Raw genomic sequence first — 25575 nt, 5'->3', positions numbered from 1 at the left:
GCTGGGGCGTTGTCGACCGCCAGCGCGCCGCGTCAGCCGAGCAGTTCGGTGACCAGGCCGCGCACCCGCCGGTCGATCTCGTCGCGGATCGGCCGCACGGCGTCGATGCCCTGGCCGGCCGGGTCGTCGAGCTGCCAGTCCAGGTAGCGCTTGCCGGGGAACACCGGGCAGGTGTCACCGCAGCCCATCGTGATCACCACGTCGGATGCCTCGACGTCCTCCGTCGTGAGCTTCGAGGGCACCTCGGCGGTGATGTCGAGACCCCACTCGGCCAGCGCCTCCGCGGCGGCCGGGTTCACCTTCTCCGCAGGCGCGGACCCGGCTGAGCGGACGGCGATGCGGCCCATGCCGTAGTGCTGCAGCAGTGCGGCGGCAATCTGGGAACGGCCCGCGTTGTGCACGCAGACGAACAGCACCTCGGGGGTCTTGGACACAGCGGTTCTCCTCGGATCGAAGTTCGTCGATGCAGATCACACCGTCTGTATCGACTTTTGTCAATCCAAGCGGCTATGGTCATCACCATGACGAGCCCGGACCAGACGCTGCTCGACTCGGTGACCGCCGCCCGCCTGTTCAAGGCGCTCGGCGATCCGATCCGCGTCGAGCTGGTCGGCCTGGTGCGTCGGACCGAGGGGCAGGAGGCGTGCTTCTGCGACCTCGCCGACCAGTTCGACATGCCGCAGTCCTCGCTGAGCCACCACCTCAAGATCCTCGTCAACGCCGGCGTGCTCGGTCGCGAACGGCGCGGCACCTGGAGCTGGTACCGCATCGACAACGCCGCCATCGACGCCCTCGCCGCGGTGCTGGCGCCCGGAGGACCGCTGCGCGACACCAGTGCCTGCTGCGACTGATCTGAGAACACCTCACGCCGGTGATCGTCATCGGATGACGACGCCTGCCACACCCAGGAGAACCCGTTGAGCACCACGGAAACCGCGGCACCGGACGTGCTGCACCGACTGTCCTTCCTGGACAGGCTGCTGCCGGTGTGGATCGGCGTCGCCATGGTCGCCGGCCTGCTGCTCGGCCGGTTCGTCCCCGGCCTGCAGGGCGTGCTGGACGCGGTCAAGATCGGCGAGGTGTCACTGCCCATCGCGCTGGGCCTGCTGCTGATGATGTACCCGGTGCTCGCGAAGGTCCGCTACGACAGGCTCGACACCGTCACCCGCGACCGCCGCACGATGCTGCTCTCCTTGGTGTTGAACTGGATCCTCGGTCCGGCCCTGATGTTCGCGCTGGCCTGGATCTTCCTGGCGGACCTGCCCGAGTACCGCACCGGTCTGATCATCGTCGGCCTCGCGCGCTGCATCGCCATGGTCATCATCTGGAACGACCTCGCCTGCGGCGACCGCGAAGCCGCCGCGGTGCTGGTCGCGCTCAACTCGGTGTTCCAGGTCGTCATGTTCGGCGTGCTCGGCTGGTTCTACCTCGATCTGCTGCCCGGCTGGCTCGGCCTGGACACCGCGTCCGTCGACTTCTCAGCCTGGGAGATCGCCAAGTCCGTGCTCATCTTCCTCGGCATCCCGCTGCTGGCCGGCTACCTCAGTCGCAAGCTGGGGGAGCGATCGCGCGGTCGGGACTGGTACGAGTCGAAGTTCCTGCCGCGCGTCGGCCCGATCGCCTTGTACGGCTTGCTCTTCACGATCGTCATCCTCTTCGCCCTGCAGGGTGAGACCATCACCAACCGGCCGCTCGACGTCGCCCGGATCGCCCTGCCGCTGCTGGTCTACTTCGCCATCATGTGGGCCGGCTCCTACGCGCTCGGCAAGGCATCCGGACTCTCCTATGAGCGCACCACCACGCTGGCGTTCACCGCGGCGGGCAACAACTTCGAGCTCGCCATCGCCGTCGCGATCGGCGTGTTCGGCGTGACCTCCGGCCAAGCGCTCGCCGGTGTCGTCGGACCGTTGATCGAAGTCCCGGTGCTCGTCGCACTCGTCTACGTCAGCCTGTGGCTCCGCCGCCGATGGGCAGCACGTGCTCAGCTCTGACGTCGTCGTGATCGGCGGTGGCCAGGCAGGGCTGGCCGCCGCCTTCTACCTGCGCCGCGCAGGCATCGACCACGTGGTGCTCGACGCGCAGCCAGTGCCGGGCGGCGCGTGGCCGCTCACGTGGACCTCGCTGCGCCTGTTCTCCGTCGCCCGCCACAGCTCGCTGCCCGGCTGGCCCATGCCGTCCTTTGCGGACGGATACCCGACGGCGCAGCATGTGGTCGACTACCTAACCGCCTACGAGAAGCGCTACGACATCCCCGTCCAACGGCCCGTCCACGTGGCCTCGGTGACCCGCGACGGTGACCGGCTGCTGGTGCACACCGACTCCGGAACCTGGACGGCGCGACACGTCATCAGCGCGACCGGCACCTGGTGGCGACCGTTCCGGCCGTTGCTGGACCTGCCGAGCCGCCAACTGCACACCGTCGACTACCGCGACCCGCTCCAGTTCGCCGGCCAGAAGGTCGTCGTGGTCGGCGGCGGCAACTCCGGCGCCCAGATCGCCGCAGACCTCGTGCCGCACACCGACCTGACCTGGATGACCCGACGGCCACCGCGCTACATGCCGGACGAGATCGACGGCAAGGCGCTGTTCGACATCGCCACCCGGCACGGCAGCGTCAGCGAGCTCGGCGACATCGTGGCCGTCCCGACCGTCCGCGAAGCCCGTGACAACGGCCTGCTCGGGGCCGTACCAATGGATCTTGCAGCCTTGTCCAGGGCCGACGCCGTGGTGTGGTGCACTGGATTCCGGCCAGCGCTGAGCCACCTGGCTCCGCTGCGACTCCGTGACACCGAAGGCCGCGTCGCCGTCGACGGCACGACCGCCGTGGACGAGCCGCGCCTGCACCTGCTCGGCTACGGCGGGTGGACCGGCCCTGCCTCCGCGACCCTGATCGGCGTTGGGCCGACCGCGAAAGCGACGGTCGCGAAGATCACCGCGTCGATCAGGCCGTGACGGGCTGGCGCACGCTGCTCAGCATCGCGGCCATGCGGTCAGTGGTCTCCGGGCGCACCCAGTAGTAGACCCACGTGCCCCGGCGCTCGCAGTCGACCAGACCCGCCTGACGCAGCAGCTTCAGGTGGTGCGAGATCGTCGGCTGCGACAGCTCGAACGCAGGCGTCAGCTCGCAGACGCAGACCCCGCCCTCGGTACGTGACGCGATCATCGACAGCAGCCGCAAGCGCACCGGGTCGCCGAGCGCCTTGAACATCGCCGACAGCTCAGCCGCCTGTTCCGCGGCCAACGGCTCTTCCGACAGCGGCTCGCAGCAGCCCGACTCTTGCTTCGACATATTTCAATATTGACGGCACTTCGGGCTCTGCGCAACACTGCATAGACAGACTTCAATACAGCCTGGAGGTAGACCTCTCATGAGTGAGCAGACCGACCTGCGCGAGACCGTCCGCGCCCGCTACGCCGCAGCCGCGACCGCCGTCACCCAGGGCGGAGGCGGCTGCTGCGGACCGCAGGCAGCGGAGGTCGACGAGACCTTCGGCGCCACGCTCTACCCGGCGGCCCAGCGCGACGAACTGCCCGCCGAAGCGGTGGCGGCATCGCTCGGCTGCGGCAACCCCATCGCCGTCGCCGAACTGCGCGAGGGCGAGCGAGTGCTGGACCTGGGCTCCGGCGGCGGCATCGACGTCCTGCTCTCCGCCCGCCGTGTCGGCCCCACCGGCAAGGCCTACGGCCTGGACATGACCGACGAGATGCTCGCGCTCGCCCTGTCCAACGCGGCCAAGGCCGGCGCCACCAACGTCGAGTTCCTCAAGGGCAACATCGAAGCCATCCCGTTGCCCGGCAACACCATCGACGTCGTGATCTCCAACTGCGTCATCAACCTCTCCGTCGACAAGCCCGCCGTGTTCGCCGAAACGTTCCGCGTCCTGCGTCCCGGTGGTCGGCTCGGCATCTCCGACGTCGTCGCCGACGACCACCTCACGCCCGCCGAGCGAGCCGAACGCGGCTCCTACGTCAGCTGCATCGCCGGCGCGCTCACCTTCACCGAGTACCGGGAAGGCCTCGAAGCTGCCGGCTTCGCCAACATCGAGATCACCCCGACGTTCGAGGCAGCCGACGGTATGCACTCGGCGATCGTCCGCGCGGTGAAGCCGCTCGACATCGAGCTGGTCAGCGCAACTGGTTCGGCGCCGAGCGGAGACTCCTGCTGTGGCGTCAACGCCTGCTGCACGCCTGGTGAGCAGGCGGTCGACTCGAACCTCACGGTGGCTGAGGCGAAGTCGGAGGCCGGATGCGGTTGCCAGTGATCTTGCATGCCGTTGGGGCCGTCGTCGGAAGTTGTCCCGAAAACGGCCCCATCGTGACCCGTCAGGTCTGATCGGCCCACCACTTCTGGCCGGTCTCGCCGAGGATGGAGATCGGGTCGTAGTAGGGGTAGCGGCGGTCCAGCGCCTCCGGGTCCTCGAGTTCGATCCCGGTGCGGTAGTTCTTGGTCCAGTACGAAATGCCCAGCTCACGGTCATAGCCTTCGAGCTGGTGCACCCACCGCTTCCCGACGTACGGCACGTCGCACACGATCCGCGGCGTCGCGTACCCGGGCAGGTAGCCCATGATCGCGTGCTGCAGCTCCTGCGCTTCCCAGACGGACACCCTCCAGTGCTCCGCGTTGGGGATCATGTCGCACATGTAGAAGTAGTAGGGGAGGATGTTCGCTTCCCCTTGCAGCGCAAAGCAAAGATCGAGCAGGTCGTCCGGCGTCGCGTTGACGCCCTTCATCAGCACGCCCTGGTTGCGCACGTCCCGCACACCGACTTCCAGGGCGGTGCGCGCTGCCTCGGCCACGAGGGGCGTCACGGACTGTGCGTGGTTCACGTGCGTGTGGATCGCGAGGTTGACGCCACGGCGGGAGGCTGTGCGGGCGACGCGCTCCAGGCCCTCGACCACTCGGGGCTGGATCCAGTGCTGGGGGAGGCCGGCCAGGGCCTTGGTGGCCAGACGGATGTCGCGGACCGTTTCGATGTCCAGGAGTCGCATGAGGAACGACTCCAGCTGCGGCCAGGGCACGTTCGCGACGTCGCCGCCTGAGACGACCACGTCGCGGACGCCCGGGGTCTTCTTCAGGTACTCGATCATCTGGTCCTGGCGGTCGACCGGCTTGAGCGAGAGCTTGTGCTTGTCGATCAACGGCGTGGAGTTGCCGACGAGGTCCATGCGGGTGCAGTGGCCGCAGTACTGCGGGCAGGTCGAGACCATCTCGGCCAGGACCTTGGTCGGGTAGCGGTGGGTCAACCCCTCGACGACCCACATCTCGGCCTCGTGCAGCGAGTCGCGCTGGGAGTGCGGGTGCGACGGCCAGCGCGGGTCGCGGTCGGAGGAGACCGGCAGCATGTAGCGGCGCACCGGGTCGGCCAGGAAGGCCTCGGTGAACTCGTCGGGCGTCAGTGCCGCGTCGACCGCCATCGTGTTGAACATCTGCGGCGGGATCAGCATCGACATCGTCGCGAACTTCTCCTGGTCCGCGGCGAGGTCGTCGTAGAACTTGTCGGTCAGCAGGTCACCCGCGACCTTGCGGAGTTGCTTGACGTTCTTCACGCAGTTCACCCGCTGCCACTGGGCGTCGCGCCACTGCGCTTCGGTCACGTGCGCCCAGCCGGGGAAGCGTCGCCAGTCGGGTTCGACCAGCTCCCTGCGGACATACGTGTACGGCTGGCGGTCCAGCCGCTCCAGCGCCGTGGTGGCGTCGTGCAGCGCAGTCATCCGTACTCCTCAGCGTCGAGGTCGCGTAAAGATATCCTGTCATACCGCTAGCCCGCCGTAAATATTTCAGATCAACGCCTGGTGGAGGCCTGGTCGGGAGCATTTGGGGGCCGTCGTGCGTTCAACAGGCATGCCCCTCTTCGCGCTGCTGCTGCTCGGGATGTTCGCCGAGATCGCGGTCATGATCGCCGTCGGCAACGCCATCGGCGGCCTCTGGACGATCGCGTTGCTCCTGGCCGGCACCCTCGTCGGCCTGTCGCTGGTGCGCAGGCAGGGCGCGCAGACGATGGCCGCGTTCTCCGAGGCCGTGTGGAGGCGTCAGCAGCCGCACCAGGAGATGGCCGACGGCGTGCTCATCGCCGCGGCCGGTGCGTTGATCATGGTGCCGGGCTTCATCAGCGACGTGGCGGCGTTGTTCCTGCTCTTCCCGCCCACGCGCAAGCTCGTGAGCCGCCGGATCGCGCGCAAGGCCGAGGCGGCGGCGCTCAAGTTCGAGCACGAACGCCGCTTCGGGCGCGGCCAGGTCGTCGAGGGCGAAGTGATCGACGTCGACGCCGGTCCGGTGGTCGTCACCGAGCGGCGCGAACTGACGTGATCCGCGCGTACCGGCCCGCTGACCTGGACGCGCTCTACGACATCTGCCTCGACACCGGCAACGGTGGCCTCGGCGCGCGTCACCTGTTCGACGACCCGCGCGTGCTCGGGCACGTCCACGTCGGTCCGTACGTCGCGTTCGAGCCGGACCTGGCGTTCGTCGTGGAGGACGACCTCGGGATCTGCGGGTACGCGATCGCGGCGTCCGACACCGAGGCGTTCGAAGATCGCTGCGACCGCGACTGGTGGCCTGACCTGCGGGTTCGCTATCCGCTGACGTCGAAGGCGAACCGGGCCGTGCAGCTGATCCACCAGCCGTCGAAGGTCGACCTCATGCTCGCGCGCGACTACCCGGCGCACATGCACGCCAACTTGCTGCCACGCGCGAAGGGCAAGGGGTTCGGCGGTGCGCTCGTACGGACCGTGCTGGAACGTCTCGAGAAGGGCGTCCACGTGCACGTACGCCACCACAACACACACGCGATCGGCTTCTGGGAACACCTCGGTTTCCGCGTGGTCGACTCCGCGGAGAAGCTCGTCCTGGGACTGCGCCTCTAGGCGAGGAGGTCCTTCAGCAGCAGCTCGAAGTCGACGACCTCACGCCCGGCAGGCACCGCGGCGTACGTGGACTCCAGGAACCGGTCCAGATCCTCGGCCGACATGTGGAACACGGCGTGCGAGTCCTCGGTGAAGAGCTCCAGCACGAGCACGTCCCCGCCCTCCGGCCGCAGCCGCACGTCCCCGAGGCCGGTCGGCGCCAGCAGGCCGTCCGCGAGCAACTCCCGCCCGACCAGCCAGGTTGACTCCTGGTCACGTGCCTGAAAGCGCAACGTCACTGCGTGCGGATCGTCTGAGCGGTATTGGAGGTCGACGTTCATAGGCTCGAGGGAGCCGTCCGGCCGAACGAACTCAACGACGGTCACGGTGCCGACACGAGTCTCGTTGAACATCGTCGTTCCTCCTCCGCAGTGAGGGTGCTGCATTCCACACGGACGCTGTCTCGGATCGGTTCAAAGCTTTCTCGAACTTCTTCTTTGGGTACCTGAAGTCGCATGACGGTCTACGGCATCCACGCATCACACGAGCAGATACACCCCGCCGGCCTGCTCTCCGCCGTCCGCAGGGCCGAGGAGGCCGGGTTCGGCGCGGCGATGAGCTCCGACCACTTCTCACCGTGGAGTTCGCGTCAGGGCCACTCCGGGTTCGCCTGGTCGTGGCTGGGCGCTGCACTGCAGGCCACCGCGCTGCCGTTCGGCGTGGTCACGGCCCCCGGCCAGCGCTACCACCCGGCGATCAGCGCCCAGGCGATCGGCACCCTCGCCGCGATGTTCCCTGGCCGGTTCTGGGCCGCGCTCGGCACCGGTGAGGCGAGCAACGAGCACATCACCGGCGACGGCTGGCCGCGCAAGGACGTCCGCACGGCCCGGTTGCGCGAGTGCGTGGACGTCATCCGCGCGCTGCTCGCCGGCGAGGAGGTCAGCCACGACGGTCTGGTCACCGTCGACCGCGCCCGGCTCTGGACGTTGCCGGACGAGGTGCCGCTGCTGGTCGGCGCCGCCGTGAGCCCCCAGACCGCCAGGTGGTGCGCCGAGTGGGCCGACGGGCTGATCACCGTCAACGCGCCGCCCGCCCGGTTGCGCGAGGTCGCGGACGCCTACCGGGACGCCGGCGGCAGGGGCAAGCTCCATCTGCAGGTGCATCTGAGTTGGGCGGAAGACGACGACTCTGCTCTCGCGATCGCACACGAGCAGTGGCGCACCAACGTGTTCCGTCCACCAGTCTGCTGGGACCTGGAGCTGGCGGAGCACTTCGACGTCGTCGCCGAGCACGTCACGCCGTCGGAGGTCGCCGAGGTCGTCGACGTGTCCGCCGACCTGAAGTGGCACGCCGAGCAGCTGTTCCAGTACGCCTCGATGGGCTTCGAGGAGATCTACCTGCACCACGTGGGCCAAGACCTGATGCCGTTCATCGACGCGTTCGGCGAGCACGTCCTTCCGGAGGTGACGAAGTGATCCGCACGTCTGACGTCTGGTGGAAGAACGCCGTCCTCTACTGCCTGGACGTGGAAACGTTCTCCGACAACGGTTTCCGCGGCGCCACCGAACGCATCGACCACCTCCACTCGCTGGGCGTCACGTGTGTGTGGCTGATGCCGTTCTATCCGACGCCCGAACGCGACGACGGCTACGACATCACCGACTTCTACGCCGTCGACCCGCGCCTGGGCTCGCTCGGCGACTTCGTGGAGTTCGTGCGCGCGGCCCGCGACCGCGGCATGCGCGTCATCGCCGACCTCGTCGTGAACCACACGTCCGACCAGCACCCGTGGTTCCACGACCCGGACAAGCGCGACTGGTACGTCTGGGCCGACGAGCCGCAGACCGACGGCCCGCAGGGGGTCACCTTCCCGGACAAGGAGAACTCGCTCTGGGAGTACTCGGAGGAGGTCGGGAAGTACTACCTGCACCGCTTCTACAAGCACCAGCCCGACCTGAACGTGTCCAACCCCGAGGTCCGCGACGAGATCGCGCGCATCATGGGCTTCTGGATGGAGCTGGGGCTGAGCGGTTTCCGCGTCGACGCCGTCCCGTTCCTGCTGGAGCACAACGACGCCGCTGACGCGCTGTCGTTGCCCGACCCGCACGACTACCTCACCGACCTGCGGGCGTTCCTCAACCGCCGCAACGGCGAAGGCGTGCTGCTGGGCGAGGTGAACCTGCCGTACAAGGACACCATGGCCTACTACGGCCAGGGCGTGGGCGACGAGCTGACGATGTGCTTCGACTTCATCGGCATGCAGGCGATGTACCTGGCCCTGGCGCGGCAGTCGAGCGGCCCGCTGGCCAAGGCGCTGCAGGAACGCCCGCAACCGCCCCGCGACGGCCACTGGGCGACGTTCGTCCGCAACCACGACGAGCTGACGCTGGACAAGCTGCCGGAGGACGAGCGCCAGGAGGTCTTCGACGCGTTCGGCCCGGACCCGTCGATGCAGCTCTACGGCCGCGGCCTGCGCCGGCGGCTGCCGAGCATGCTCAAAGGCGACCAGCGCCGGATCCGCATGGTTTACAGCCTGCTCTTCACGCTCCCCGGCACGCCGGTGCTGTTCTACGGCGAGGAGCTGGGCCTGGTGGAGGACCTGTCGCTGGAAGGCCGGCTCGCGGTGCGCGTGCCGATGGACTGGGAAGCCGAGAAGGTGCAGCGCCACGACCCCGAGTCGCTGCTGGTGTACGTGCGCAGGCTCGTCCAGCTCTACCGCGAGTGCCCGGAGCTGGCGTGGGGCGACTTTCAGGTGCTCGACGTCGGCGACCCGAAGGTGTTCGCCCACCGCGCCGACTGCGACGGCGGCACGGTGATCGTCGTGCACAACTTCGCGAACCAGGACATCACCGTGCGGGTGCCGGGGGAGGGAGTGCTCACGGACCTGCTGACCGGCGGGAAGGTGCGGCCGGCGAAGTCCGGTGCCAAGATCGATCTCGCGCCGTACGACTGCCGGTGGTTCCGCCTGACGTAGCGAAAGCGTGCCGTTGGGCGACAAACGAACATGCCGGTTCCCGACACGCCCGCAGCGTCGTGACCAGGATCGTCAAGTGATGCTTGCGGTTTCTTAGCGCTTCACGTGAAGATATTGTCGAGACAGCGTCGTCGACCGAAGGATTTTCAGGTGAGCGCGTACGGACTGCACCGCGTCCTCGAGCCCAGGGGTGTGCTGCCCCAGCAGGCGTGGCGGCTGGACGCGGAACCCGTCCCCGCTGCCGACGAGGTGATCGTCGCGGTCGAGCGGCTCAACCTGGACGCGGCCTCGTTCCGGCAGCTCAGGGAGGCGCACGGCAGCGGGGACGCGGTGCGGCAGGCCGTGCTGGACATCGTCGGCGAGCGCGGGAAGATGCAGAATCCCGTCACAGGGTCGGGCGGCATGTTGCTCGGCACCGTGCTGGAGGTGGGGCCGGAGTCGCCGCTCGGGCTGAAGGCCGGCGACCGGATCGCGACGCTGGTCAGCCTCACGCTGACGCCGTTGAAGATCAACGACGGGCTGCAGGACTGGAGCGGCGAGGACGAGCAGGTGCCGTGCCGGGGGACGGCGGTGTTGTTCGGGCGGTCCATCGCGGCCGTGTTGCCTGATGACATGTCCAACGAGCTGGCGCTCTCTGTTCTGGACGTGTGTGGTGCACCGGCGCTGACTGACCGTGTCGTGCGCAAGCACCCTGGTGCTGATGTGCTCGTTCTTGGCGGTGGGGGTAAGTCTGGGTCGCTCTCTCTCGCGGCGGCACGTCAGGCGGGTGCGCAACGTCTTGTCGCTCTCGTGCCGACGGAGAAGGAGGCCGAGCAGGTCCGGAAGTCCGGTCTCGCGGACGAGGTCGTGATCGCGGACGCGCGCAACCCCGTCGCCGTTGCCGAGGCGGTGGGCAAGCAGGTCGATGTCACGGTCGTGTGTGTGGACGTGCCGGGGTGTGAGCACGGCGCCATCCTCGCTACGGCGGACGGTGGCACGGTGATCTTCTTCTCCATGGCCACGTCGTTCAGCGCCGCGGCACTCGGGGCCGAGGGGCTGGCCGCGGACGTGGAGATGCTGGTCGGCAACGGCTATGTGCCCGGTCACGCCCAGTTCGCGTTGGACCTGCTCCGGACGCAGGCGGGTGTGCGGGCGCTGTTCGAGCAACGGCAGACTGCGTGACGTGAGTACGCAACTTTTGGTCGGCGGCCGCATCTACGCACCGGATGCGACGGCCATGGCCGTCACGGACGGCGTCGTCGTCTGGATCGGACAGGACTCCGTAGGTCGTGCGCTGCACCCCGATGCGGAGGTCGTCGAGCTCAACGGGGCGTTTGTCGCGCCCGCGTTCGTCGACGCCCACGTGCACGCCACGAGCGCCGGGCTGCTCCTGACCGGCCTCGACCTGACGAAGACGTCCTCTGTGGACGAACTGCTCCAGCAGGTGCGCGAGGCGGAAGGCCCTCTGGTGTGGGGGCACGGCTGGGACGAGACGCGCTGGCCGGAGAACCGTCCTCCGACGCGTGCCGAGATCGACGCGGCCGCGCAGGGCAAGACGGTCTACCTGTCGCGCATCGACGTGCACTCCGCGCTCGTGTCGTCGGACCTGATCGCTGACGACGTCCGTGAGGCCGACGGGTTCTCGGACCAAGGCCCTCTCTCGCGTGCCGCCCACCACTACGTGCGCGGCACGGCGAAAGCGGCCATCACGCCCGAACAACGCCAAGCTGCCCAACGGGCGTTCTTGCGTCACGCCGCGTCGATGGGCATCGCGTCCGTGCACGAGTGCGCCGGACCGGACATCTCCGGCGAGGACGACCTGCGCGAGCTCCTCGCGTTGGACGAGGGCCCCGAGGTCGTCGCCTACTGGGGCGCCCACGAGCTGCCCGGCGTCGAGGTGCGCGGCCTCGCCGGCGACCACTTCGTCGACGGCGCGATCGGCTCCCGCACGGCCGCGCTGGTCGAGCCCTACGCCGACGCGGACACGTGCGGCGCGCTCTACCTGGACGGTCAGCAGATCGCGGACCACCTGGTCAAGTGCACCGAGCTGGGTGTGCAGGCGGGGTTCCACGTCATCGGCGACGCCGGCATGGCCGCGGTCGTCGACGGCTTCGAGCGGGCCGAGAAGGTGCTCGGCGCCCCGGCCCTCGCGAGCGCCCGACACCGCCTCGAACACGTCGAGATGGTGTCCGAGGACCAGGCCCGCAAACTCGCCGGGTGGGGCGTCATCGCCTCCGTCCAACCGTTGTTCGACGCGGAGTGGGGCGGCCCCACCGGCATGTACGTCCAGCGCCTCGGTGACGAACGCGGAGTGGGGCTGAACCCCTTTTCCCGTCTCGCGGCGGCGGGCGTGGTGCTGGCGTTCGGCTCGGACGCGCCGGTGACCGCGATCGACCCGTGGGCCGCGGTCAAGGCGGGTGTGCACCACAAGACCGAGGGCTTCGGGGTGTCACCTCGTGCCGCTTTCACCGCGCACACCCGTGGTGGCTGGCGTGCTGCAGGGGTGGACGACGGGCTGACCGGCACGCTTCAGCCGGGTGCGCCCGCGACGTACGCCGTGTGGGAGACCGGCGATCTGGTGGTGGCGGGCAGTGACTCGCGGGTGCAGCGATGGTCGCTCGACCCGCGTTCCGGTGTGCCCGGACTGCCTGATCTCACCGGTCCCGCGCCCGTCTGCGTGCGGACCGTGCTGAACGGCCGGACCATTTACGAGAGGAAGTGACTCATGGCGTTGCTCGACCTCGACCCGAAGGTGGTCGCCACCGCGCGGAAACTCGCCGCGCGGGCGGCCGAACCGGTGGTGTCCATCGCGAAGGCGCACACCACCGTTGCCGTCGAGCGCGCCACACTTCGCCTGGCTGGCATCACCGGTGCGGACTCCACGCACCGCGCCGGTGACGTGCCGTGGGTCAACCGCGTGATCGACACCGTCCGCGAGCAGTGCGGGCTGGAGCACGGGGTGGTGCTTCCGGCGTTCCACGCGCTCAAGGAGCACAACCTCGGCACGCTCACGGAGCTCGCGGAGGCCACGGCGGCCGGTCAGATCCAGTTCAGGATCCCCGAGAAGAAGGACCTCACGGCGGCCAAGAAAGCCGCCACGTCCGCCATCTCCAAGGGGCTCAAGACCGTCGACCGCAACCGGGTCCAGCGCGACAAGCTGGTCGCGAAGCTCGGTGACCCCGCGCAACGGCCGTGGATCTACCTCATCGTCGCGACCGGCGACATCGACGAGGACGTGGTCCAGGCCCAGAACGCGGCACGGGCGGGCGCGGACATCATCGCGGTGATCCGCTCGACCGGCCAGTCACTCCTCGACTACGTGCCCGAAGGCGCCACGCACCACGGGTTCGCGGGCACGTACGCCACGCAGGAGAACTTCCGGATCATGCGGGCGGCGCTCGACGACGTGTCGAAGGAGGTCGGCCGGTACGTGCGGCTGACCAACTACGCGTCCGGGCTGTGCATGCCGGAGATCGCGGTGCTGGCGGGCCTGCAGAGGCTCGACATGATGTTGAACGACTCGATGTACGGCATCCTGTTCCGCGACATCAACCCGATTCGCACGTTCGTCGACCAGCGGTTCTCCCGCCAGGTCCACGCGCGGGCCGGCATCATCATCAACACCGGCGAGGACAACTACCTCACCACCGCGGACGCCGTCGACGCCGCGCACACCGTCACGGTCTCCCAGCTCCTCAACGAGCACTTCGCCCACGAGGCGGGACTGCCCGACCACCTGCTGGGCCTCGGGCACGCCTTCGAGATCAACCCGAAGGTGCCGGACTCGTTCCGGCTGGAGCTCGCGCACGCGCTCCTCGCCCGCGAACTGTTCCCCGACGCGCCGCTCAAGTGGATGCCGCCGACCAAGCACATGACCGGCGACGTCTTCAACGGCTACCTGCTGGACGGGTTCTTCAACCTCGCGGGTGTCCTGACAGGACAGTCCATCCTGCTCGTCGGCATGATGACCGAGGCCGTCGTGACGCCGTTCCTGTCCGACCGCGACCTCGCCCTGCAGAACGTGCGGTACGTGCTCAACGCGGCGGGCAGCCTCGCGGAGGACTTCCGGCCCGCGCCGGACGGGCTCATCGTCAAGCGCGCGCACCAGGTGCTCGGTGAGGCGGTGGACCTGCTCGAGCGGATCGTGGACGACGGTCTGCTCAACGCGATCGCGGACGGCACGTTCGGCCTCATGAAACGCCCTGCGGACAAGGGCAAGGGCGCGGACGGAGTCATCGAGAAGGCAGAGGCGTACTTCAACCCGGCGAGCGAGATGCTGGAGGCCCAGAGCCGAAATGACTGAATCACAGAGCAGGTACGTGAGGCCGTACGGCGACACCACCGGTGACGGCATGATCCAGACGTCGTTCACCCTGCCGATTCCGCACGGCCCCAAGGCGGACGGCGCGGCGCAGCAGCTCGCGAACAAGATGGGCATGGACCCCGCGATGGTGGTCCACTCGAACCCCATCGGCGACGACTTCACGTTCTTCGTCGTCTACGGCTCGGTCAAGCACATCGTGGACCTGGACGAGGTCAAGGTCGTCGAGCGCGAGTACCCGCTGCTGTCACCGTCCGAAGTGAACACCACGCTCAAGAAGGTGTTGCGGCGCAAGCTTGTTGTCGTTGGCGGCTGCATCGGCACCGACGCTCACACCGTCGGCATCGACGCGATCCTCAACATCAAGGGCTTCGCGGGGGAGAAAGGTCTGGAGTACTACCGCGAGCTCAAGGTCGTGAACCTCGGTGCGCAGGTCTCCGTCCCCGAACTGGTCCGCAGCGCTCGCGCGGAGAAGGCCGACGCGGTGCTGATCTCCCAGGTCGTGACGCAGCGGGACGCGCACATCCTCAACACGCAGGAGATGTCCGCGGCGTTCCGCGAGGCGATGGGGGACAAGCGCCCGCTGCTGGTCGCGGGCGGGCCGCGGTTCGACCCGCTGATGGCCGCCGAACTGGGCGTTGATCGGGTTTTCTCCCGGGGTACCACGCCGGGTGAGGTCGCGAGCTACCTGGTGCACGCGATGCAGGAGAAGAAGGGGGTCGCCGCGTGAGCGGGGCTTTGGTCGAAGGTTTTTCCGTGACGCACCGGCGTTACGTGCCGCACTCGCACGCGCACTACGGAGGCAATCTGGTCGACGGCGCCTACGGGCTCGGCATGTTCGGTGACGTCGCCACCGAGATGCTCATCCACACGGACTCCGACGAAGGGCTGTTCGCGGGGTACAGCTCCGTCGAGTTCGCGGCGCCGATCCAGGCCGGTGACGTCGTCGAGGCGACGGCGACGCTGGTCCGCATCGGGAAGCGGTCGCGTGAGATCGAGTTCGAGGCACGTGTGGTGTGCCGTTCGGCGCCCGAACGCGGTCCTTCCGCGGCGGACGTGCTCGCTGAGCCGATCGTCGTAACGCGGGCCCGCGGCACCGTCGTCGCGCCGAAAGCCGCTGAGTAACAACAAAATCTCGACCGAACCGGCGGGCGTCCTGCTCCGAATCCCTGGCTGTTGGAAGGGAGCAGGACAATGCCAACTGGCAACAAACAGCGATTACGCCGGGGTGCGATCGCCGCGGCCGTCATCGCGACGGCGGCGGCGATACCGGCGGCGCAGGCGTCGAGCCACCGCGAGGCACCGCTGATCGCGGCGGACCCCGCCGTCGACAACACCGACGTGTACGCCTTCACCAGTCCCGACAGACCTGACACCGTCACGCTCGTCGCGAACTGGTTCGGGCTGCAGGAACCCAACGGTGGCCCCAACTTCTACCCGTGGGCCACGGACGCCCGCTACGACCTCAACATCGACGCCGACGGCGACGCGGTGCCGGACAAGACCTTCCGGTTCACGTTCAAGACCGACGACCGGCGCGGCACCAAGACCTTCCTCTACAACAACGGGCCCGTCACCTCGATCAACGACGACAACCTGTTGTTCCGCCAGAACTACGACCTCGAACTGGTCGAGGGCAACAAAACCACGCCGTTGGTGCGCAACGGACGTGCGGCGCCATCGAACACCGGACCCGCATCGTTCCCGAACTTCGCGGCGATCAGGGACCAGGCGACCGCGAAGATCCCCGGAGGCGGCCAGGTCTACGTCGGACCGTCGGAGGACTCGTTCTTCCTGGACCTGCGGGTGTTCGACCTCCTCTACGGCGGAAACCTCAAGGAGGTCAACCAGGACACGTTGACGGGCTACAACGTCAACACCATAGCCCTCCAGCTGCCGAAGACCGTGCTCGCGCTGAAGGGCGACCCGAAGCGCAACCCGGTGATCGGCGTGTGGAGCGACACCGAGAAGCGCACCCTGAAGCTCGACCCCGGCAAGGCGACCCCGCAGGGCAACTTCGTGCAGGTGTCGAGGCTGGGCAACCCGCTGGTCAACGAGGTGGTGTCCTCTGCGGCCGTCAAGGACGCGTTCAACGGGCTCGAACCCGTTGGTGACGCGAAGGTGCAGGCGTTGCTGGACCGGGTGAACGACCCGGAGCTGGCCCGGCTGATCCAGCAGATCTACGGCATCCCGGCGCCGAAGACGCCGCGAGCCGACCTGGTGGAGATCTTCCTGACCGGGATCACCACGAAGGCGGGCGGCCCGATCAAGGCCGATCTCAACTCGCAGCTGAACAACGCCGACGTGGATCCGAAGAGGTTCCAGCCGTCGGAGATGTTGCGGCTCAACATGTCCACGCCGGTCACGAAGGAACCGAACCGGCTCGGCGTGCTCGGCGGTGACCTGCAGGGCTTCCCGAACGGTCGCAGGCTCACCGACGACGTGGTCGACATCGAGATCCAGGCCGTGGAGGGCGCGGCGCTGACCGGCAAGCTCGTGCCGGCGCTCGCCAAGGGCGACAAGGTGGACAAGAACAACGTCCGCTTCGGAGACAAGTTCCCGTACGTCGGACTGCCGAGCAACAGAGCGGTCAACTCCAACTGAGTTGAGGGTGGCTGACATGTGGAAAACCATTCCGCTGCTGGCAGCCGTTCTGGCTGTTGCCGCCTGCGCCTGGCCGCAGGCGGCGACCCCCGCCGCCACGCAGACTTCTTCCCTGCAGCGCAACGCGGAGTCGTTGCAGGCCAAGCTCCGCCGGACCCCGAACGACGCCGCGGCCTGGGCTCAGCTCGGCGCCACGCACGTCGAGCTCGCCCGCGTCACGTTCGATCCCCAGCACTACACACGCGCCGAGCGCGCGCTCACCGAGTCGTTGCGGCTCAAGCCCGAGAGCAATGGTGAGGCGTTCATCGGCCGTGGTGCGCTCGCCAACGCCAAGCACGACTTCGCGGCCGCCCGTGACTGGGGTCAGCGCGCGGTGACCGCTTTGCCGGACTCGGCGCAGGCCCAGGGCGTCCTGGTCGACGCACTGACGCAGCTCGGTGACGACGCCGGTGCTTCCGTTGCGCTGCAACGCATGCTCGACCTGCGGCCCGGTGTCGCGTCGTTCACCCGCGCCGCCTACCACTTCGAGCTGCACGGCCGTCTGGACGAGGCGCGCGGGGCGATGCAGCGGGCGCTGGAGTCCGCCACCTCACCGGACGAGGCCGAGTTCTGCCGCCTCCACCTGGACGAGCTGGAGGGTCGGACCGGCACTCTGGAGACCTACCGCGCACTGGTGGCGAAGGCGCCTTCGCCGGAGCACCTCGTGAAGTACGGCAAGGCTCTGGACAAGGCGGGCAAGCCGCAGGAAGCGCGGGCGCAGTACGACCTCGCGTTGCAGCAGTTGCGCGCGTTGGGCGGTGACGACCTCACCGCCGCCCTGATCGCCGCCGATCACGGCGACCCCGCGGAGGCGTTGCGGTTCGCGGAGAAGGAGTGGGCGAAACGGCAGAGCGTCTTCACCGCCGACGCGATGGCGTGGGCGCTGCACGTCAACAAACGATCCGCGGAAGCGTTGCCGTACTCGGACAAGGCGGTCGCGCTCGGGTGGCGGGACCCGGAGGTCCTGCGGCACCGCGAGGCGATCCTGGGGAGCCTGCGATGAGGGTGTTCTTGCTGGTGGTGTTCGGAATGCTGCTGATGGGCGGTGTCGCGCAGGCGCACCCGTTGAGCAACCTCAGCGTCAACCACTACGACGGCCTGCGGGTGTTCCCCGAGCGGATCGAACTGCGGTCCGTCGTGGACAGCGCGGAGATCCCGACCCTGCAGGACCGGGACTTCGTCGACGCCCGCAAGCGGTGCACCGAACGTTCGAAGTCGTTGAACGCCATGGCCGACGAGCAGGCGCTGCGGTTCGAGGTGCGCGACGCCGACGTCGTGCGCCCGCCCGGTGAGGCCGGTCTGCCCACGATGCGGCTGACCTGCGAGTACACCGCCCTGCTGCCGGTGCGCGGCGAGGTCGAGGTGACGTTCAGCGACTCCTACCTCAAGGACAAGCCGGGCTGGCGGGAGATCACCGTCGTCGGCGTCGACATGACGGTGTCGGGCGCGCCGTCGGAGTCGGTCAGCAACGAGCTGCGCACCTACCCGGACGACCTGCTGTCGTCACCGCTCGACGTGCGGGCGGTCCGGTTCGTCGCTCAACCGGGTGAGGGCACCGTCGTGGTCCCGCCCGGCGCACTGGGAGAAGCCACGAAGGCGGCCGTCGGACTGGTGGGTGATCTCACCCCGGTGGTCGGAATCGGTGCGGTCCTGCTGTCTCTGGTGCTGGGCGCGTCTCATGCCGCGCTGCCCGGCCACGGCAAGACCGTGATGGCCGCCTACCTGGCGGGTTCGAGGGGTACCCGCCGCGACGCACTCCTCGTCGGAGCCACGGTCACCATCACCCACACGGCGGGTGTTCTGGTGCTGGGGCTGCTGCTCAGCGTGTCCAGCGTGATCGCCGGCGAGTCAGTTCTGCGCTGGCTCGGCGTGGCGAGCGGTCTGCTGGTCGCGGTGATCGGAGGAGTGCTGCTCCGCTCGGCGGTGCGTTCCCGTGGCCGGAAGCGGCACGACCACGGGCATGGTCATGGGCACGGTCATGGACACGGCCACGGTCATGGTCATGGGCACCGCCGGGCGGGGCTCGTCGGAATGGGAGTCGCGGGCGGCCTGGTGCCGTCGCCGTCCGCGCTGGTCGTCCTGCTGGGCGCGATCGCACTGGGCCGCACGTGGTTCGGCGTGGTGCTGGTGCTCGCCTACGGCCTGGGCATGGCGGCGACGCTGACCGCGGCCGGCCTGGTGCTGGTCTCGCTGCGGGACCGCTTCGGGCCACGTCTGGCCCGCTTCCGCAGGTTCGCGGACTTCTCGCCGCTGGGCACGGCGGCGCTGGTGATGCTCGTCGGAGTCGGTCTGGCCACGCGTGCGCTGGCCGGTTAGTGGAGAAGAAAGAGGGAACCATGAAGAAGCTGATCGTGTTCGTGTTCGCGGCACTCGCGTTGACCGCCTGCTCGTCGCAAAGCGGGGCTACCGCCCAGTTCGACGACGAACAGCAGGGCGACATCGCGTGCATGAGACACCAGGAGCAGACACCGGGGGAGGAGTACTTCGATGAAGGGAACTGGGACACCGTCGTCTCGTTGTCCATCCTCCGCTACTACACGACGAACGGCGCGAAGCCCTACTGTGACGGGAAAGCCGCCACCGAGGCTGACCAGGGCTGGCGCAAGCTCTACGTGCAGATGGGTGCGGACCAGACCAATCTCCGCTGATTCGACCGCAACCTCCGCCGCACTCCTCCGTTGGTCAATACAGAGGTAGTTACACGTCGGGGAGGACGGGACGCAGTGAAGATCGACCACCACGGGGACATGCCTCCGTACGAGCAGGTGCGGGTGCATTACGCGCACGCGATCTCGAACCGAGAACTGCCGGTGGGCGCCAAACTGCCTACCGTGCGCGCACTGGCGAAAGACCTGGGTCTGGCCGTCAACACGGTGGCGCGCGCCTACCGTGAGCTGGAGGAGGCCGGCCTCGTCGAAACGCGGGGCCGGGCGGGGACCGTGGTGAGCGCGAACGGGGACAACAACCGCGAGCGCGTTCGTGCGGCGGCGGCCCAGTACGCGGCGATGTCCGCGGAACTGGGTCTTTCGTCGCACGAGGCCATCGAGATCGTCCGCGCCGCGCTGCGCACCTGAGCCATTGGGGTGTTTCGCCCCCGAACCAGCGGTGCCACGACGCGTGGACGAACGGCTGATCGGCGCGGGCACCACCGTGCGGTTCGTGCTGCTGGTCGTGGCGAGCGGCTCGATGATGCGCGACGTCCTGGCCGGCATCTCGGGTTCGGACGGCATGGCGTGCCTGCTGGCCGGCGGCGCCGATCCGGACGGGAGCATCCTGCAGGTTCAGCTGGTGCTGCTCCAGCAGACACCCGCGTACGACGAGTGCGTGGCCCGTTTCCAGCCGCGGCACCGGCACGGTCGACGTGTCGCCGCTGCGGCCCACCTGCGCGGAGTTCGGGCAGATCGCGCGGGACGCGGAACGGTACTTCCGCATCCCCGACGCCGTCGCCCAGCAGCACTGGAGTCGTTACGTCGAACTCGGGAAACAGCGCAGCGCCCACTGTCTGGACGCTCTGGACCACGGCCAGGAGCAGCTGCTGGTCCGTTCGTCGGAGGAGCTGACGGACGCGGTGTCGGCGGCGAACTCCGCACTGAGCCGGCTGGAGCAGATCAAGGACGGCTGACCAGGCAAGCCGGATGTTCAGCTCCACCTGCCACTTCGTCTTCATCCGCTCGACCCGCGGGTCCGTGAGGAAGGCTTCGTAGCGGCACGCGAAGTGGTCACCGCCTGTCGCGCGTGGCTGACGTACGTGAGACAGGCGTAGCGGCCCGCTGGCAGGACACCGGGGCGCACGCGGTCGTCACCGTCGTGTGGCTCCGGGACGACGAGCATGCCGCGGAACGGGGTGGTCACCCGGATGCCGACGTAGTGGATCTCCGGCTTGGACACGATTCCCGGACCTTCGACGATCTCCACCCCTGGACGCTAACAGTCACCCGTTCGCGTACCTGCCCATTCGTCATGACAGAGCTAGGCTGCCCGGTAGATCGTGAATAACTGACTCGTCAGTCAATTTAGGAGTGCACGATGGGGCGGACCGTCAGAGACGGCCTGCGGCTCACGGCCGACCAGGAGCAGTTCGTCGAACTGGCGAGGGAGTTCGCCGCCAGGGAGATCCGCCCGCGGGCACGTGCCGTCGACGAGGCGGACACCGAGTCGCCGCTCGACCTCTGGAAGAGGGCCTCCGAGCTGGGGCTGACCTCGTTCATGATCCCCGAGAAGGTCGGCGGCGGTGGCGTCACCGACCTCCTCACGCAGGTGCTGATCCAGCAGGAGCTGTGCCACGGCGACATCGGCATCGGCAACCTGATCACGTCCAACGGCTTCTTCAGCGCGCCGGTCGAGCACCTCGGCACGCCCGAGCAGCAGGAGCGCTTCCTCGGTCCACTCGGGACGCCCGAACCGCCGCTCACCGCCGTCGCGGTCACCGAGCCGGGCAGCGGTTCGGACGCGGCGAGCATCCAGACGTCCGCCGTGCGCGACGGCGACTCGTACGTCCTCAACGGACAGAAGACCTGGATCTCCAACGCACCCTACGCGGAGATGTTCGTGATCTTCGCGACCGTCGACCCGGCGCTGCGATCCCGTGGTGTCACGGCTTTTGTGGTCCCCCGCGACACCCCTGGGCTCGCGGTGGGGCCGCCGTTCCAGAAGATGGGGCAGCGCGCGATCGTCAACGCCGAGGTGTTCCTCGACGACGTGCGCGTGCCCGTGGAGAACCGGCTCGGCGAGGAAGGTCAGGCGTTCGCGGGTCTGATGCGGACGTTCGACGCCTCGCGGATCCTCATCGGCGCGGCCACGACCGGACTCGCCCGTGCCGCACTGGACTTCGCGACCGCCTACGCCCGTGAACGGGAGCAGTTCGGCGTGCCGATCATCCGGCACCAGGCCGTGGCGTTCCGGCTCGCGGACATGGCCACGCGCGTCGACACCTCGCACCTGCTGACCGTGCGCGCGGCGACCCTCTACGACGCGGGGTGCTCGGTGACGCAGGAGTCGGCGATGGCCAAGCTCGTCGGCTCGGAGAACGCGATGTGGTGCACGCACGCGGCGGTGCAGACGCTGGGCGGGTACGGCTACTCCCGCGAGTACCCCGTCGAACGCTGGATGCGTGACGCGAAGCTCGAGGAGATCGAGGAAGGCACCTCGGACATCCAGCGCCTCGTCATCTCCCGCGGTCTCGGTGCGAGATGATCTTCTCCGATCCCGCGTCCGTCGCGGTCGTCGGCGCCAGTGACGATCCCTCCAAGTGGGGCCACTGGCTCGCGCGCGGAGCGTTGATCGGCCGCTCACGACGTGCGGTGCACCTGGTGAACCGCAGTGGTGGCCTGGTGCTCTCGGAACCGACCGTGCGGTCGCTGTCCGAACTGGCCGAGCCGCCGGAGCTCGTGGTCCTGGCCGTTCCCGCGGCGCACGTGCCGGCGGTGGTGGACGAGGCGCTGGCGGTCGGTGTCCGCGGGTTCGTCGGCATCCCGGCGGGAATCGACGATCGCGTGATCTGCCGGATCCGCGAGGCGGGTGCCCGCCTGCTCGGGCCGAACTGCCTGGGCGTGTTCGACGCGGCGACGTCGTTGCACCTGGCGTGGGGCCGGTTCCAGCCGGGTTCGCTGGGTGTCGTGTCGCAGAGCGGGCAGGTCGGGCTGGAGATCGCCGGGCTCGCGGCGGCGTCGGGGATCGGGGTCTCGCGGTTCGTCTCGGTGGGCAACCAGGCGGACGTGACGGCGGCGGAAGCGTTGCTGGACCTCGTTTCCCACGACCTGACCACGGTGGTGGGGGTCTACCTGGAGAGCTTCGGACCGGGGATCGTCGACGCCTTGGCGCAGCTGCGCGCCGCCGGGAAACCCGTGGTGCTGCTCACTGTCGGCGCGTCCGTCGCGGGACGGGAAGCCGCTCGCACGCACACCGGTTCGCTGACGTCCTCAGTGGACGTGGTGGACGCGGCGTGCCGAAGAGCCGGCGCGGTGCGGGTGACGACGCCGGCCGCGCTGGTCGACCTGGCGGCGGTGCTGTCCTCCGGTGCACCGCGCGGTGGCAGGGTCGGGGTGATCTCCGACTCCGGTGGTCAGGGTGCGATCGCGGCGGATCTCGTGGTGGCAGCGGGTTTGACGGTGCCGGGTCTGTCCGCTGTGGACGATCTGCCGGTCGGTGCGTCGAGGCGGAACCCGGTCGACCTCGCGGGGGCGGGGGAGCGGGACCTGATGAACTACGCCCGCGCGATCGAGGTCCTGGTGCGCGGCGGTGAGGTGGACGCGGTCGTGTTGTCCGGCTACTTCGGCAGCTACGGCTCGGACACACCGTCGCTGGAGGCCGCCGAGGTGGCCGTGGCGTCCCGGATCTGCGCGCTGGCAAGGGAAACCCCTGTGGTCGTGCACAGCATGTGCGCGGAGTCCGCGGCGGTGCGCGCGCTCAGGGCTGGTGGAGTGCCGGTGCAGCTCACGATCGAACGTGCGGTGGCCGCGTTGGGGCACGTGAAGCGGTTCGGTTCTCCTCCGGTGGTCGTACCGTCGGGTGCCACGCCGGTTGCGCCGTACCGGCCGGGTTACCTCGCCGCCCGCGACCTCCTGAGCTTCGTCCGGTTTCCCGAGGCCCGGGCCGTCGCGAGCCTCGCCGACATCGCGGCCACCACGCTCCGGCCCCCGTACGCGCTCAAGGCCGACTGGCTCGCCCACAAGACCGAGCACGGCGGCGTCGCGATCAACCTCTCCGACCCCGCCGCGGCGTTCGAGGACATGCGGGCCAGACTCGGCCCCGGCACGTACGTCCTGGAGGAGATGGACACGCGCGAGCACACCGTCGAGCTGATCATCGGCGCGAAGCGGGACCCCTCGTTCGGCCCGGTGGTCCTCGTCGGAGCGGGCGGCGTGCACGCGGAGTTGTTCAGGGACACCGCGATCGAGCTCGCGCCGGTGTCTTCCGCCACGGCGAGGGACATGCTGGCACGCCTCGTCTGCGCCCCGCTCCTGACCGGCTGGCGCGGTTCCCCTGCCGCGGACGTGGAAGCGTTGGCCGAGGTCGTCGCCCAGGTCTCCGAGACGCTCGCGGCCAGGCCGGACCTCGCCGAGATCGAGCTCAACCCGGTGCGCGTCGGCCCGGACGGCGTGCTGGCCGTGGACGCGCTGATCGTCCCGTTGAACGACACGAGCGGACAGCGCGTGGCATGAGCATGACCCAATCTCGCCTCAGCGGCGGCGAAGCGCTCGTGCGCGCCCTCGTCGCGCACGGCACCGAGCTGGTGTTCGGCATCCCCGGCACCCACAACCTCGGCATCTACCGCGCGCTGGCCGAACACGGCGTCAGGCACGTGACCCCGCGCCACGAACAGGGCGCGGGCTTCGCGGCCGACGGCTACGCCCGCGTCACCGGCAGACCGGGCGTCTGCCTCACCACGAGCGGCCCGGCCGTCCTCAACGCCATGACCGCCGTGACCCAGTCGTACTCGGACTCCGTGCCTATCCTGCTGATCTCGCCGGGCATGCCCCTGCGCCACCCGGGCCGGGGCAACGGCACCCTGCACGAGGTCCGTGACCAGAGCGCCGCTCTCGAAGCGGTGATCGGCTACTCGCACCGCGTCCAGAGCGTCGCCGAAATCCCGCTGGCCGTCGCACAAGCCTTCGCGCACATGACGTCCGGCCGCCCCCGCCCGGCCCACCTGGAGATCCCGCTGGACCTGGTCGACGCCCTCGACAAGGTCAGCGAGGTCGCCCCGCTCCTGGTGACCCACCCACCGGCCGACGCCGTCACGATCGCCGCAGCCGCCGGCCGCCTGACCACCGCCGCCAAGCCGGGCCTGATCATCGGCGGCGGCGCGAAGGGCGCGTCCGAGGAGATCACCGCTCTCGCCGAACGCCTGGGCGCCCCTGTCGTGGCCACCGCCAACGGCAAAGGCACGTTCTCCGAACACCACCCGCTCTCCATCGGCGCGGGCCTGCACCACAAAGCCGTGGCGGACTTCGTGGCCGACTGCGATTCCGTCCTCGCCATCGGCACCGAACTGGCCTCGACAGACCTGTGGAACGGCCCGCTGAAGTTCCCCGGCGACCTGATCCGCATCGACGTCGACCCGGCCCAGATGATCACCAACGCCCTCCCGGACCACCGCCTGGTGGGCGACGCCCGTGCCACCGTCGAAGCCCTGAACCAACGCCTCGGCAAGGGAAGCCTGAGCGAGGAGGCGGTGAAGCGCGCCGAACGCTGGCAAAAGCTCTTCCGCAAACACGCCCGCACCCAGGGCGCCGTCTGGCTCCCACTCGTCGAGGCCATGCGGGAAGTCCTGTCCCCTGGCGCGATCGTCGCCGGCGACAGCGCAATGGCCTGCTACTACGGCACTTTGTCGAACCTGCCCCTCGAAGGCCCCGCGAGCTTCCTGTACCCCACGGGTTTCGGCACCCTCGGCTACGGCCTGCCCGCCGCGATCGGCGCACAACTGGGAGCCCCGGACCGTCAGGTCGTGGCACTGCACGGCGACGGCGGCGCGATGTTCACGTTGCCCGAGCTCGCCACCGCGGCCCAGGAACGGCTGGCACTGCCCGTGATCATCTGCGACAACGGCGGGTACGGGGAGATCCGCCGCGAGATGGTGGAGCGCAGCGAGCCCGTGCACGGCGTGAACCTCCCAGGCGTCGACTTCGCCTTGGTGGCCAAGGGACTCAACTGCCACGGCGTGACGGTGGACGGCGAGGACAGGTTCGCCGCGGCGTTGCGCAAGGCGTTCGCGGCGGACCGGCCGACCGTGATCCACGTGGTGGGCGACCTGGCGGGTGCCTGACCGTCCTTGTTTTGTCCACAAATGAGCCGTCGTCGCGTGAGACCATCCCCC

General features: G+C 68.9%; 27 protein-coding genes. 22 read left to right on the top strand and 5 right to left on the bottom strand.

The window, feature by feature from the left end:
- Nucleotides 1–32: 32 nt before the first annotated feature.
- Nucleotides 33–434, bottom strand: a complete 402-nt coding sequence (locus tag ACFOWZ_RS02860) for an arsenate reductase ArsC (RefSeq protein WP_382368120.1) — start codon at nt 432–434, stop codon at nt 33–35.
- 87 nt (nt 435–521) lie between these two features.
- Between ACFOWZ_RS02860 and ACFOWZ_RS02855 the strand changes: the two genes are divergently transcribed.
- From ACFOWZ_RS02855 to ACFOWZ_RS02845, 3 genes are all read left to right on the top strand, one after another.
- Complete coding sequence (locus tag ACFOWZ_RS02855) at nt 522–851, top strand: ArsR/SmtB family transcription factor (RefSeq protein ID WP_382368117.1); 330 nt, start codon at nt 522–524, stop codon at nt 849–851.
- 66 nt (nt 852–917) lie between these two features.
- Complete coding sequence (gene arsB, locus ACFOWZ_RS02850) at nt 918–1991, top strand: ACR3 family arsenite efflux transporter (RefSeq protein WP_382368114.1); 1074 nt, start codon at nt 918–920, stop codon at nt 1989–1991.
- Nucleotides 1978–2952, top strand: a complete 975-nt coding sequence (locus ACFOWZ_RS02845) for an ArsO family NAD(P)H-dependent flavin-containing monooxygenase (protein ID WP_382368111.1) — start codon at nt 1978–1980, stop codon at nt 2950–2952. The genes arsB and ACFOWZ_RS02845 overlap by 14 nt, the downstream gene beginning before the upstream one ends.
- Here ACFOWZ_RS02845 and ACFOWZ_RS02840 read toward each other — a convergent pair.
- Nucleotides 2942–3289, bottom strand: a complete 348-nt coding sequence (locus ACFOWZ_RS02840; protein ID WP_086666148.1) for an ArsR/SmtB family transcription factor — start codon at nt 3287–3289, stop codon at nt 2942–2944. The genes ACFOWZ_RS02845 and ACFOWZ_RS02840 overlap by 11 nt on opposite strands.
- Before the next feature lie 79 nt (nt 3290–3368).
- Here ACFOWZ_RS02840 and arsM point away from each other — a divergent pair, with 79 nt between their 5' ends.
- Nucleotides 3369–4262: an arsenite methyltransferase gene (arsM, locus tag ACFOWZ_RS02835; RefSeq protein WP_382368108.1), complete on the top strand. Its 894-nt coding sequence runs from the start codon at nt 3369–3371 to the stop codon at nt 4260–4262.
- A 61-nt stretch (nt 4263–4323) separates the two neighbouring features.
- Here arsM and ACFOWZ_RS02830 read toward each other — a convergent pair whose 3' ends face one another.
- Entirely contained in the window at nt 4324–5712 is a 1389-nt protein-coding gene (locus ACFOWZ_RS02830; protein ID WP_382368105.1) for a KamA family radical SAM protein, read from the bottom strand.
- A gap of 130 nt (nt 5713–5842) precedes the next feature.
- Between ACFOWZ_RS02830 and ACFOWZ_RS02825 the strand changes: the two genes are divergently transcribed.
- Nucleotides 5843–6307 carry an FxsA family protein gene (locus tag ACFOWZ_RS02825; protein ID WP_030470215.1) on the top strand — a complete coding sequence of 155 codons (465 nt, stop codon included), beginning with the start codon at nt 5843–5845 and terminating at the stop codon, nt 6305–6307.
- The gene (locus ACFOWZ_RS02820) at nt 6304–6864 is read left to right on the top strand and encodes a GNAT family N-acetyltransferase (protein ID WP_382368101.1); all 561 of its coding nucleotides are present in this window, start codon (nt 6304–6306) and stop codon (nt 6862–6864) included. The genes ACFOWZ_RS02825 and ACFOWZ_RS02820 overlap by 4 nt, the downstream gene beginning before the upstream one ends.
- On the opposite strand, the gene ACFOWZ_RS02815 is transcribed toward ACFOWZ_RS02820, so the two are convergent.
- Nucleotides 6861–7184: an SsgA family sporulation/cell division regulator gene (locus tag ACFOWZ_RS02815; RefSeq protein ID WP_382368298.1), complete on the bottom strand. Its 324-nt coding sequence runs from the start codon at nt 7182–7184 to the stop codon at nt 6861–6863. The genes ACFOWZ_RS02820 and ACFOWZ_RS02815 overlap by 4 nt on opposite strands.
- 174 nt (nt 7185–7358) lie before the next feature.
- On the opposite strand from ACFOWZ_RS02815, the gene ACFOWZ_RS02810 reads away from it, so the two are divergent.
- The 13 genes from ACFOWZ_RS02810 to ACFOWZ_RS02750 all read left to right on the top strand — a co-directional run bounded on the left by ACFOWZ_RS02810 (nt 7359) and on the right by ACFOWZ_RS02750 (nt 20382).
- Entirely contained in the window at nt 7359–8318 is a 960-nt protein-coding gene (locus tag ACFOWZ_RS02810) for a TIGR03885 family FMN-dependent LLM class oxidoreductase (RefSeq protein ID WP_382368098.1), read from the top strand.
- Nucleotides 8315–9817 carry an alpha-amylase family protein gene (locus ACFOWZ_RS02805; RefSeq protein WP_382368095.1) on the top strand — a complete coding sequence of 501 codons (1503 nt, stop codon included), beginning with the start codon at nt 8315–8317 and terminating at the stop codon, nt 9815–9817. Before ACFOWZ_RS02810 ends, ACFOWZ_RS02805 begins: the two co-directional genes overlap by 4 nt.
- 150 nt (nt 9818–9967) lie before the next feature.
- Complete coding sequence (kdd, locus tag ACFOWZ_RS02800; RefSeq protein WP_382368092.1) at nt 9968–10978, top strand: L-erythro-3,5-diaminohexanoate dehydrogenase; 1011 nt, start codon at nt 9968–9970, stop codon at nt 10976–10978.
- Complete coding sequence (locus tag ACFOWZ_RS02795) at nt 10971–12518, top strand: amidohydrolase (RefSeq protein WP_382368295.1); 1548 nt, start codon at nt 10971–10973, stop codon at nt 12516–12518. The genes kdd and ACFOWZ_RS02795 overlap by 8 nt, the downstream gene beginning before the upstream one ends.
- 3 nt (nt 12519–12521) lie before the next feature.
- The gene (gene kamD, locus ACFOWZ_RS02790) at nt 12522–14099 is read left to right on the top strand and encodes a lysine 5,6-aminomutase subunit alpha (RefSeq protein WP_382368089.1); all 1578 of its coding nucleotides are present in this window, start codon (nt 12522–12524) and stop codon (nt 14097–14099) included.
- On the top strand, nt 14092–14847 hold the full coding sequence (gene kamE, locus ACFOWZ_RS02785) for a lysine 5,6-aminomutase subunit beta (RefSeq protein WP_382368086.1): 756 nt from the start codon (nt 14092–14094) through the stop codon (nt 14845–14847). The genes kamD and kamE overlap by 8 nt, the downstream gene beginning before the upstream one ends.
- Nucleotides 14848–14873: 26 nt before the next feature.
- Nucleotides 14874–15242: a 3-aminobutyryl-CoA ammonia lyase gene (gene kal / locus ACFOWZ_RS02780; RefSeq protein WP_382368083.1), complete on the top strand. Its 369-nt coding sequence runs from the start codon at nt 14874–14876 to the stop codon at nt 15240–15242.
- A gap of 69 nt (nt 15243–15311) precedes the next feature.
- Nucleotides 15312–16721 carry a DUF4331 domain-containing protein gene (locus ACFOWZ_RS02775; RefSeq protein ID WP_382368080.1) on the top strand — a complete coding sequence of 470 codons (1410 nt, stop codon included), beginning with the start codon at nt 15312–15314 and terminating at the stop codon, nt 16719–16721.
- A 16-nt stretch (nt 16722–16737) separates the two neighbouring features.
- Nucleotides 16738–17763: a tetratricopeptide repeat protein gene (locus ACFOWZ_RS02770; protein ID WP_382368077.1), complete on the top strand. Its 1026-nt coding sequence runs from the start codon at nt 16738–16740 to the stop codon at nt 17761–17763.
- Complete coding sequence (locus tag ACFOWZ_RS02765) at nt 17760–19076, top strand: nickel/cobalt transporter (protein ID WP_382368074.1); 1317 nt, start codon at nt 17760–17762, stop codon at nt 19074–19076. Before ACFOWZ_RS02770 ends, ACFOWZ_RS02765 begins: the two co-directional genes overlap by 4 nt.
- Nucleotides 19077–19096: 20 nt before the next feature.
- A complete protein-coding gene (locus ACFOWZ_RS02760; RefSeq protein ID WP_382368071.1) occupies nt 19097–19408 on the top strand; it encodes a hypothetical protein in 312 nt (103 codons plus the stop codon).
- Between the two features lie 99 nt (nt 19409–19507).
- Nucleotides 19508–19834: a GntR family transcriptional regulator gene (locus tag ACFOWZ_RS02755; protein WP_030470201.1), complete on the top strand. Its 327-nt coding sequence runs from the start codon at nt 19508–19510 to the stop codon at nt 19832–19834.
- Nucleotides 19835–20121: 287 nt separating this feature from the next.
- On the top strand, nt 20122–20382 hold the full coding sequence (locus ACFOWZ_RS02750; RefSeq protein ID WP_382368068.1) for a hypothetical protein: 261 nt from the start codon (nt 20122–20124) through the stop codon (nt 20380–20382).
- Nucleotides 20383–20423: 41 nt separating this feature from the next.
- Here ACFOWZ_RS02750 and ACFOWZ_RS02745 read toward each other — a convergent pair whose 3' ends face one another.
- Entirely contained in the window at nt 20424–20675 is a 252-nt protein-coding gene (locus ACFOWZ_RS02745; protein WP_382368065.1) for a hypothetical protein, read from the bottom strand.
- A gap of 111 nt (nt 20676–20786) precedes the next feature.
- Here ACFOWZ_RS02745 and ACFOWZ_RS02740 point away from each other — a divergent pair, with 111 nt between their 5' ends.
- From ACFOWZ_RS02740 to ACFOWZ_RS02730, 3 genes are read left to right on the top strand one after another with little or no spacing between them, the layout of a single operon-like run.
- The gene (locus ACFOWZ_RS02740) at nt 20787–21953 is read left to right on the top strand and encodes an acyl-CoA dehydrogenase family protein (protein ID WP_382368063.1); all 1167 of its coding nucleotides are present in this window, start codon (nt 20787–20789) and stop codon (nt 21951–21953) included.
- On the top strand, nt 21950–23920 hold the full coding sequence (locus ACFOWZ_RS02735; RefSeq protein ID WP_382368060.1) for an acetate--CoA ligase family protein: 1971 nt from the start codon (nt 21950–21952) through the stop codon (nt 23918–23920). The genes ACFOWZ_RS02740 and ACFOWZ_RS02735 overlap by 4 nt, the downstream gene beginning before the upstream one ends.
- Entirely contained in the window at nt 23917–25524 is a 1608-nt protein-coding gene (locus tag ACFOWZ_RS02730; RefSeq protein WP_382368057.1) for a 5-guanidino-2-oxopentanoate decarboxylase, read from the top strand. The genes ACFOWZ_RS02735 and ACFOWZ_RS02730 overlap by 4 nt, the downstream gene beginning before the upstream one ends.
- Nucleotides 25525–25575 lie beyond the last annotated feature (51 nt).

It is taken from the genome of Lentzea rhizosphaerae (genome assembly GCF_042649515.1).
GTDB lineage: Bacteria > Actinomycetota > Actinomycetes > Mycobacteriales > Pseudonocardiaceae > Lentzea > Lentzea aerocolonigenes.
Note: the sequence above shows the minus strand (reverse complement) of the source record. Positions and strands in the feature narration are given on the sequence as shown.

What these genes read in the sequence shown, in the direction of transcription:
- ACFOWZ_RS02855 (WP_382368117.1), top strand. Translation starts at nt 522, where the DNA reads ATGACGAGCCCGGACCAGACGCTGCTCGACTCGGTGACCGCCGCCCGC.
- ACFOWZ_RS02840 (WP_086666148.1), bottom strand. Translation starts at nt 3,289, where the DNA reads ATGTCGAAGCAAGAGTCGGGCTGCTGCGAGCCGCTGTCGGAAGAGCCG.
- arsM (WP_382368108.1), top strand. Translation starts at nt 3,369, where the DNA reads ATGAGTGAGCAGACCGACCTGCGCGAGACCGTCCGCGCCCGCTACGCC.
- ACFOWZ_RS02830 (WP_382368105.1), bottom strand. Translation starts at nt 5,712, where the DNA reads ATGACTGCGCTGCACGACGCCACCACGGCGCTGGAGCGGCTGGACCGC.
- ACFOWZ_RS02825 (WP_030470215.1), top strand. Translation starts at nt 5,843, where the DNA reads ATGCCCCTCTTCGCGCTGCTGCTGCTCGGGATGTTCGCCGAGATCGCG.
- ACFOWZ_RS02815 (WP_382368298.1), bottom strand. Translation starts at nt 7,184, where the DNA reads ATGAACGTCGACCTCCAATACCGCTCAGACGATCCGCACGCAGTGACG.
- ACFOWZ_RS02810 (WP_382368098.1), top strand. Translation starts at nt 7,359, where the DNA reads ATGACGGTCTACGGCATCCACGCATCACACGAGCAGATACACCCCGCC.
- kamD (WP_382368089.1), top strand. Translation starts at nt 12,522, where the DNA reads ATGGCGTTGCTCGACCTCGACCCGAAGGTGGTCGCCACCGCGCGGAAA.
- kamE (WP_382368086.1), top strand. Translation starts at nt 14,092, where the DNA reads ATGACTGAATCACAGAGCAGGTACGTGAGGCCGTACGGCGACACCACC.
- ACFOWZ_RS02775 (WP_382368080.1), top strand. Translation starts at nt 15,312, where the DNA reads ATGCCAACTGGCAACAAACAGCGATTACGCCGGGGTGCGATCGCCGCG.
- ACFOWZ_RS02770 (WP_382368077.1), top strand. Translation starts at nt 16,738, where the DNA reads ATGTGGAAAACCATTCCGCTGCTGGCAGCCGTTCTGGCTGTTGCCGCC.
- ACFOWZ_RS02765 (WP_382368074.1), top strand. Translation starts at nt 17,760, where the DNA reads ATGAGGGTGTTCTTGCTGGTGGTGTTCGGAATGCTGCTGATGGGCGGT.
- ACFOWZ_RS02760 (WP_382368071.1), top strand. Translation starts at nt 19,097, where the DNA reads ATGAAGAAGCTGATCGTGTTCGTGTTCGCGGCACTCGCGTTGACCGCC.
- ACFOWZ_RS02755 (WP_030470201.1), top strand. Translation starts at nt 19,508, where the DNA reads ATGCCTCCGTACGAGCAGGTGCGGGTGCATTACGCGCACGCGATCTCG.
- ACFOWZ_RS02740 (WP_382368063.1), top strand. Translation starts at nt 20,787, where the DNA reads ATGGGGCGGACCGTCAGAGACGGCCTGCGGCTCACGGCCGACCAGGAG.
- ACFOWZ_RS02735 (WP_382368060.1), top strand. Translation starts at nt 21,950, where the DNA reads ATGATCTTCTCCGATCCCGCGTCCGTCGCGGTCGTCGGCGCCAGTGAC.
- ACFOWZ_RS02730 (WP_382368057.1), top strand. Translation starts at nt 23,917, where the DNA reads ATGAGCATGACCCAATCTCGCCTCAGCGGCGGCGAAGCGCTCGTGCGC.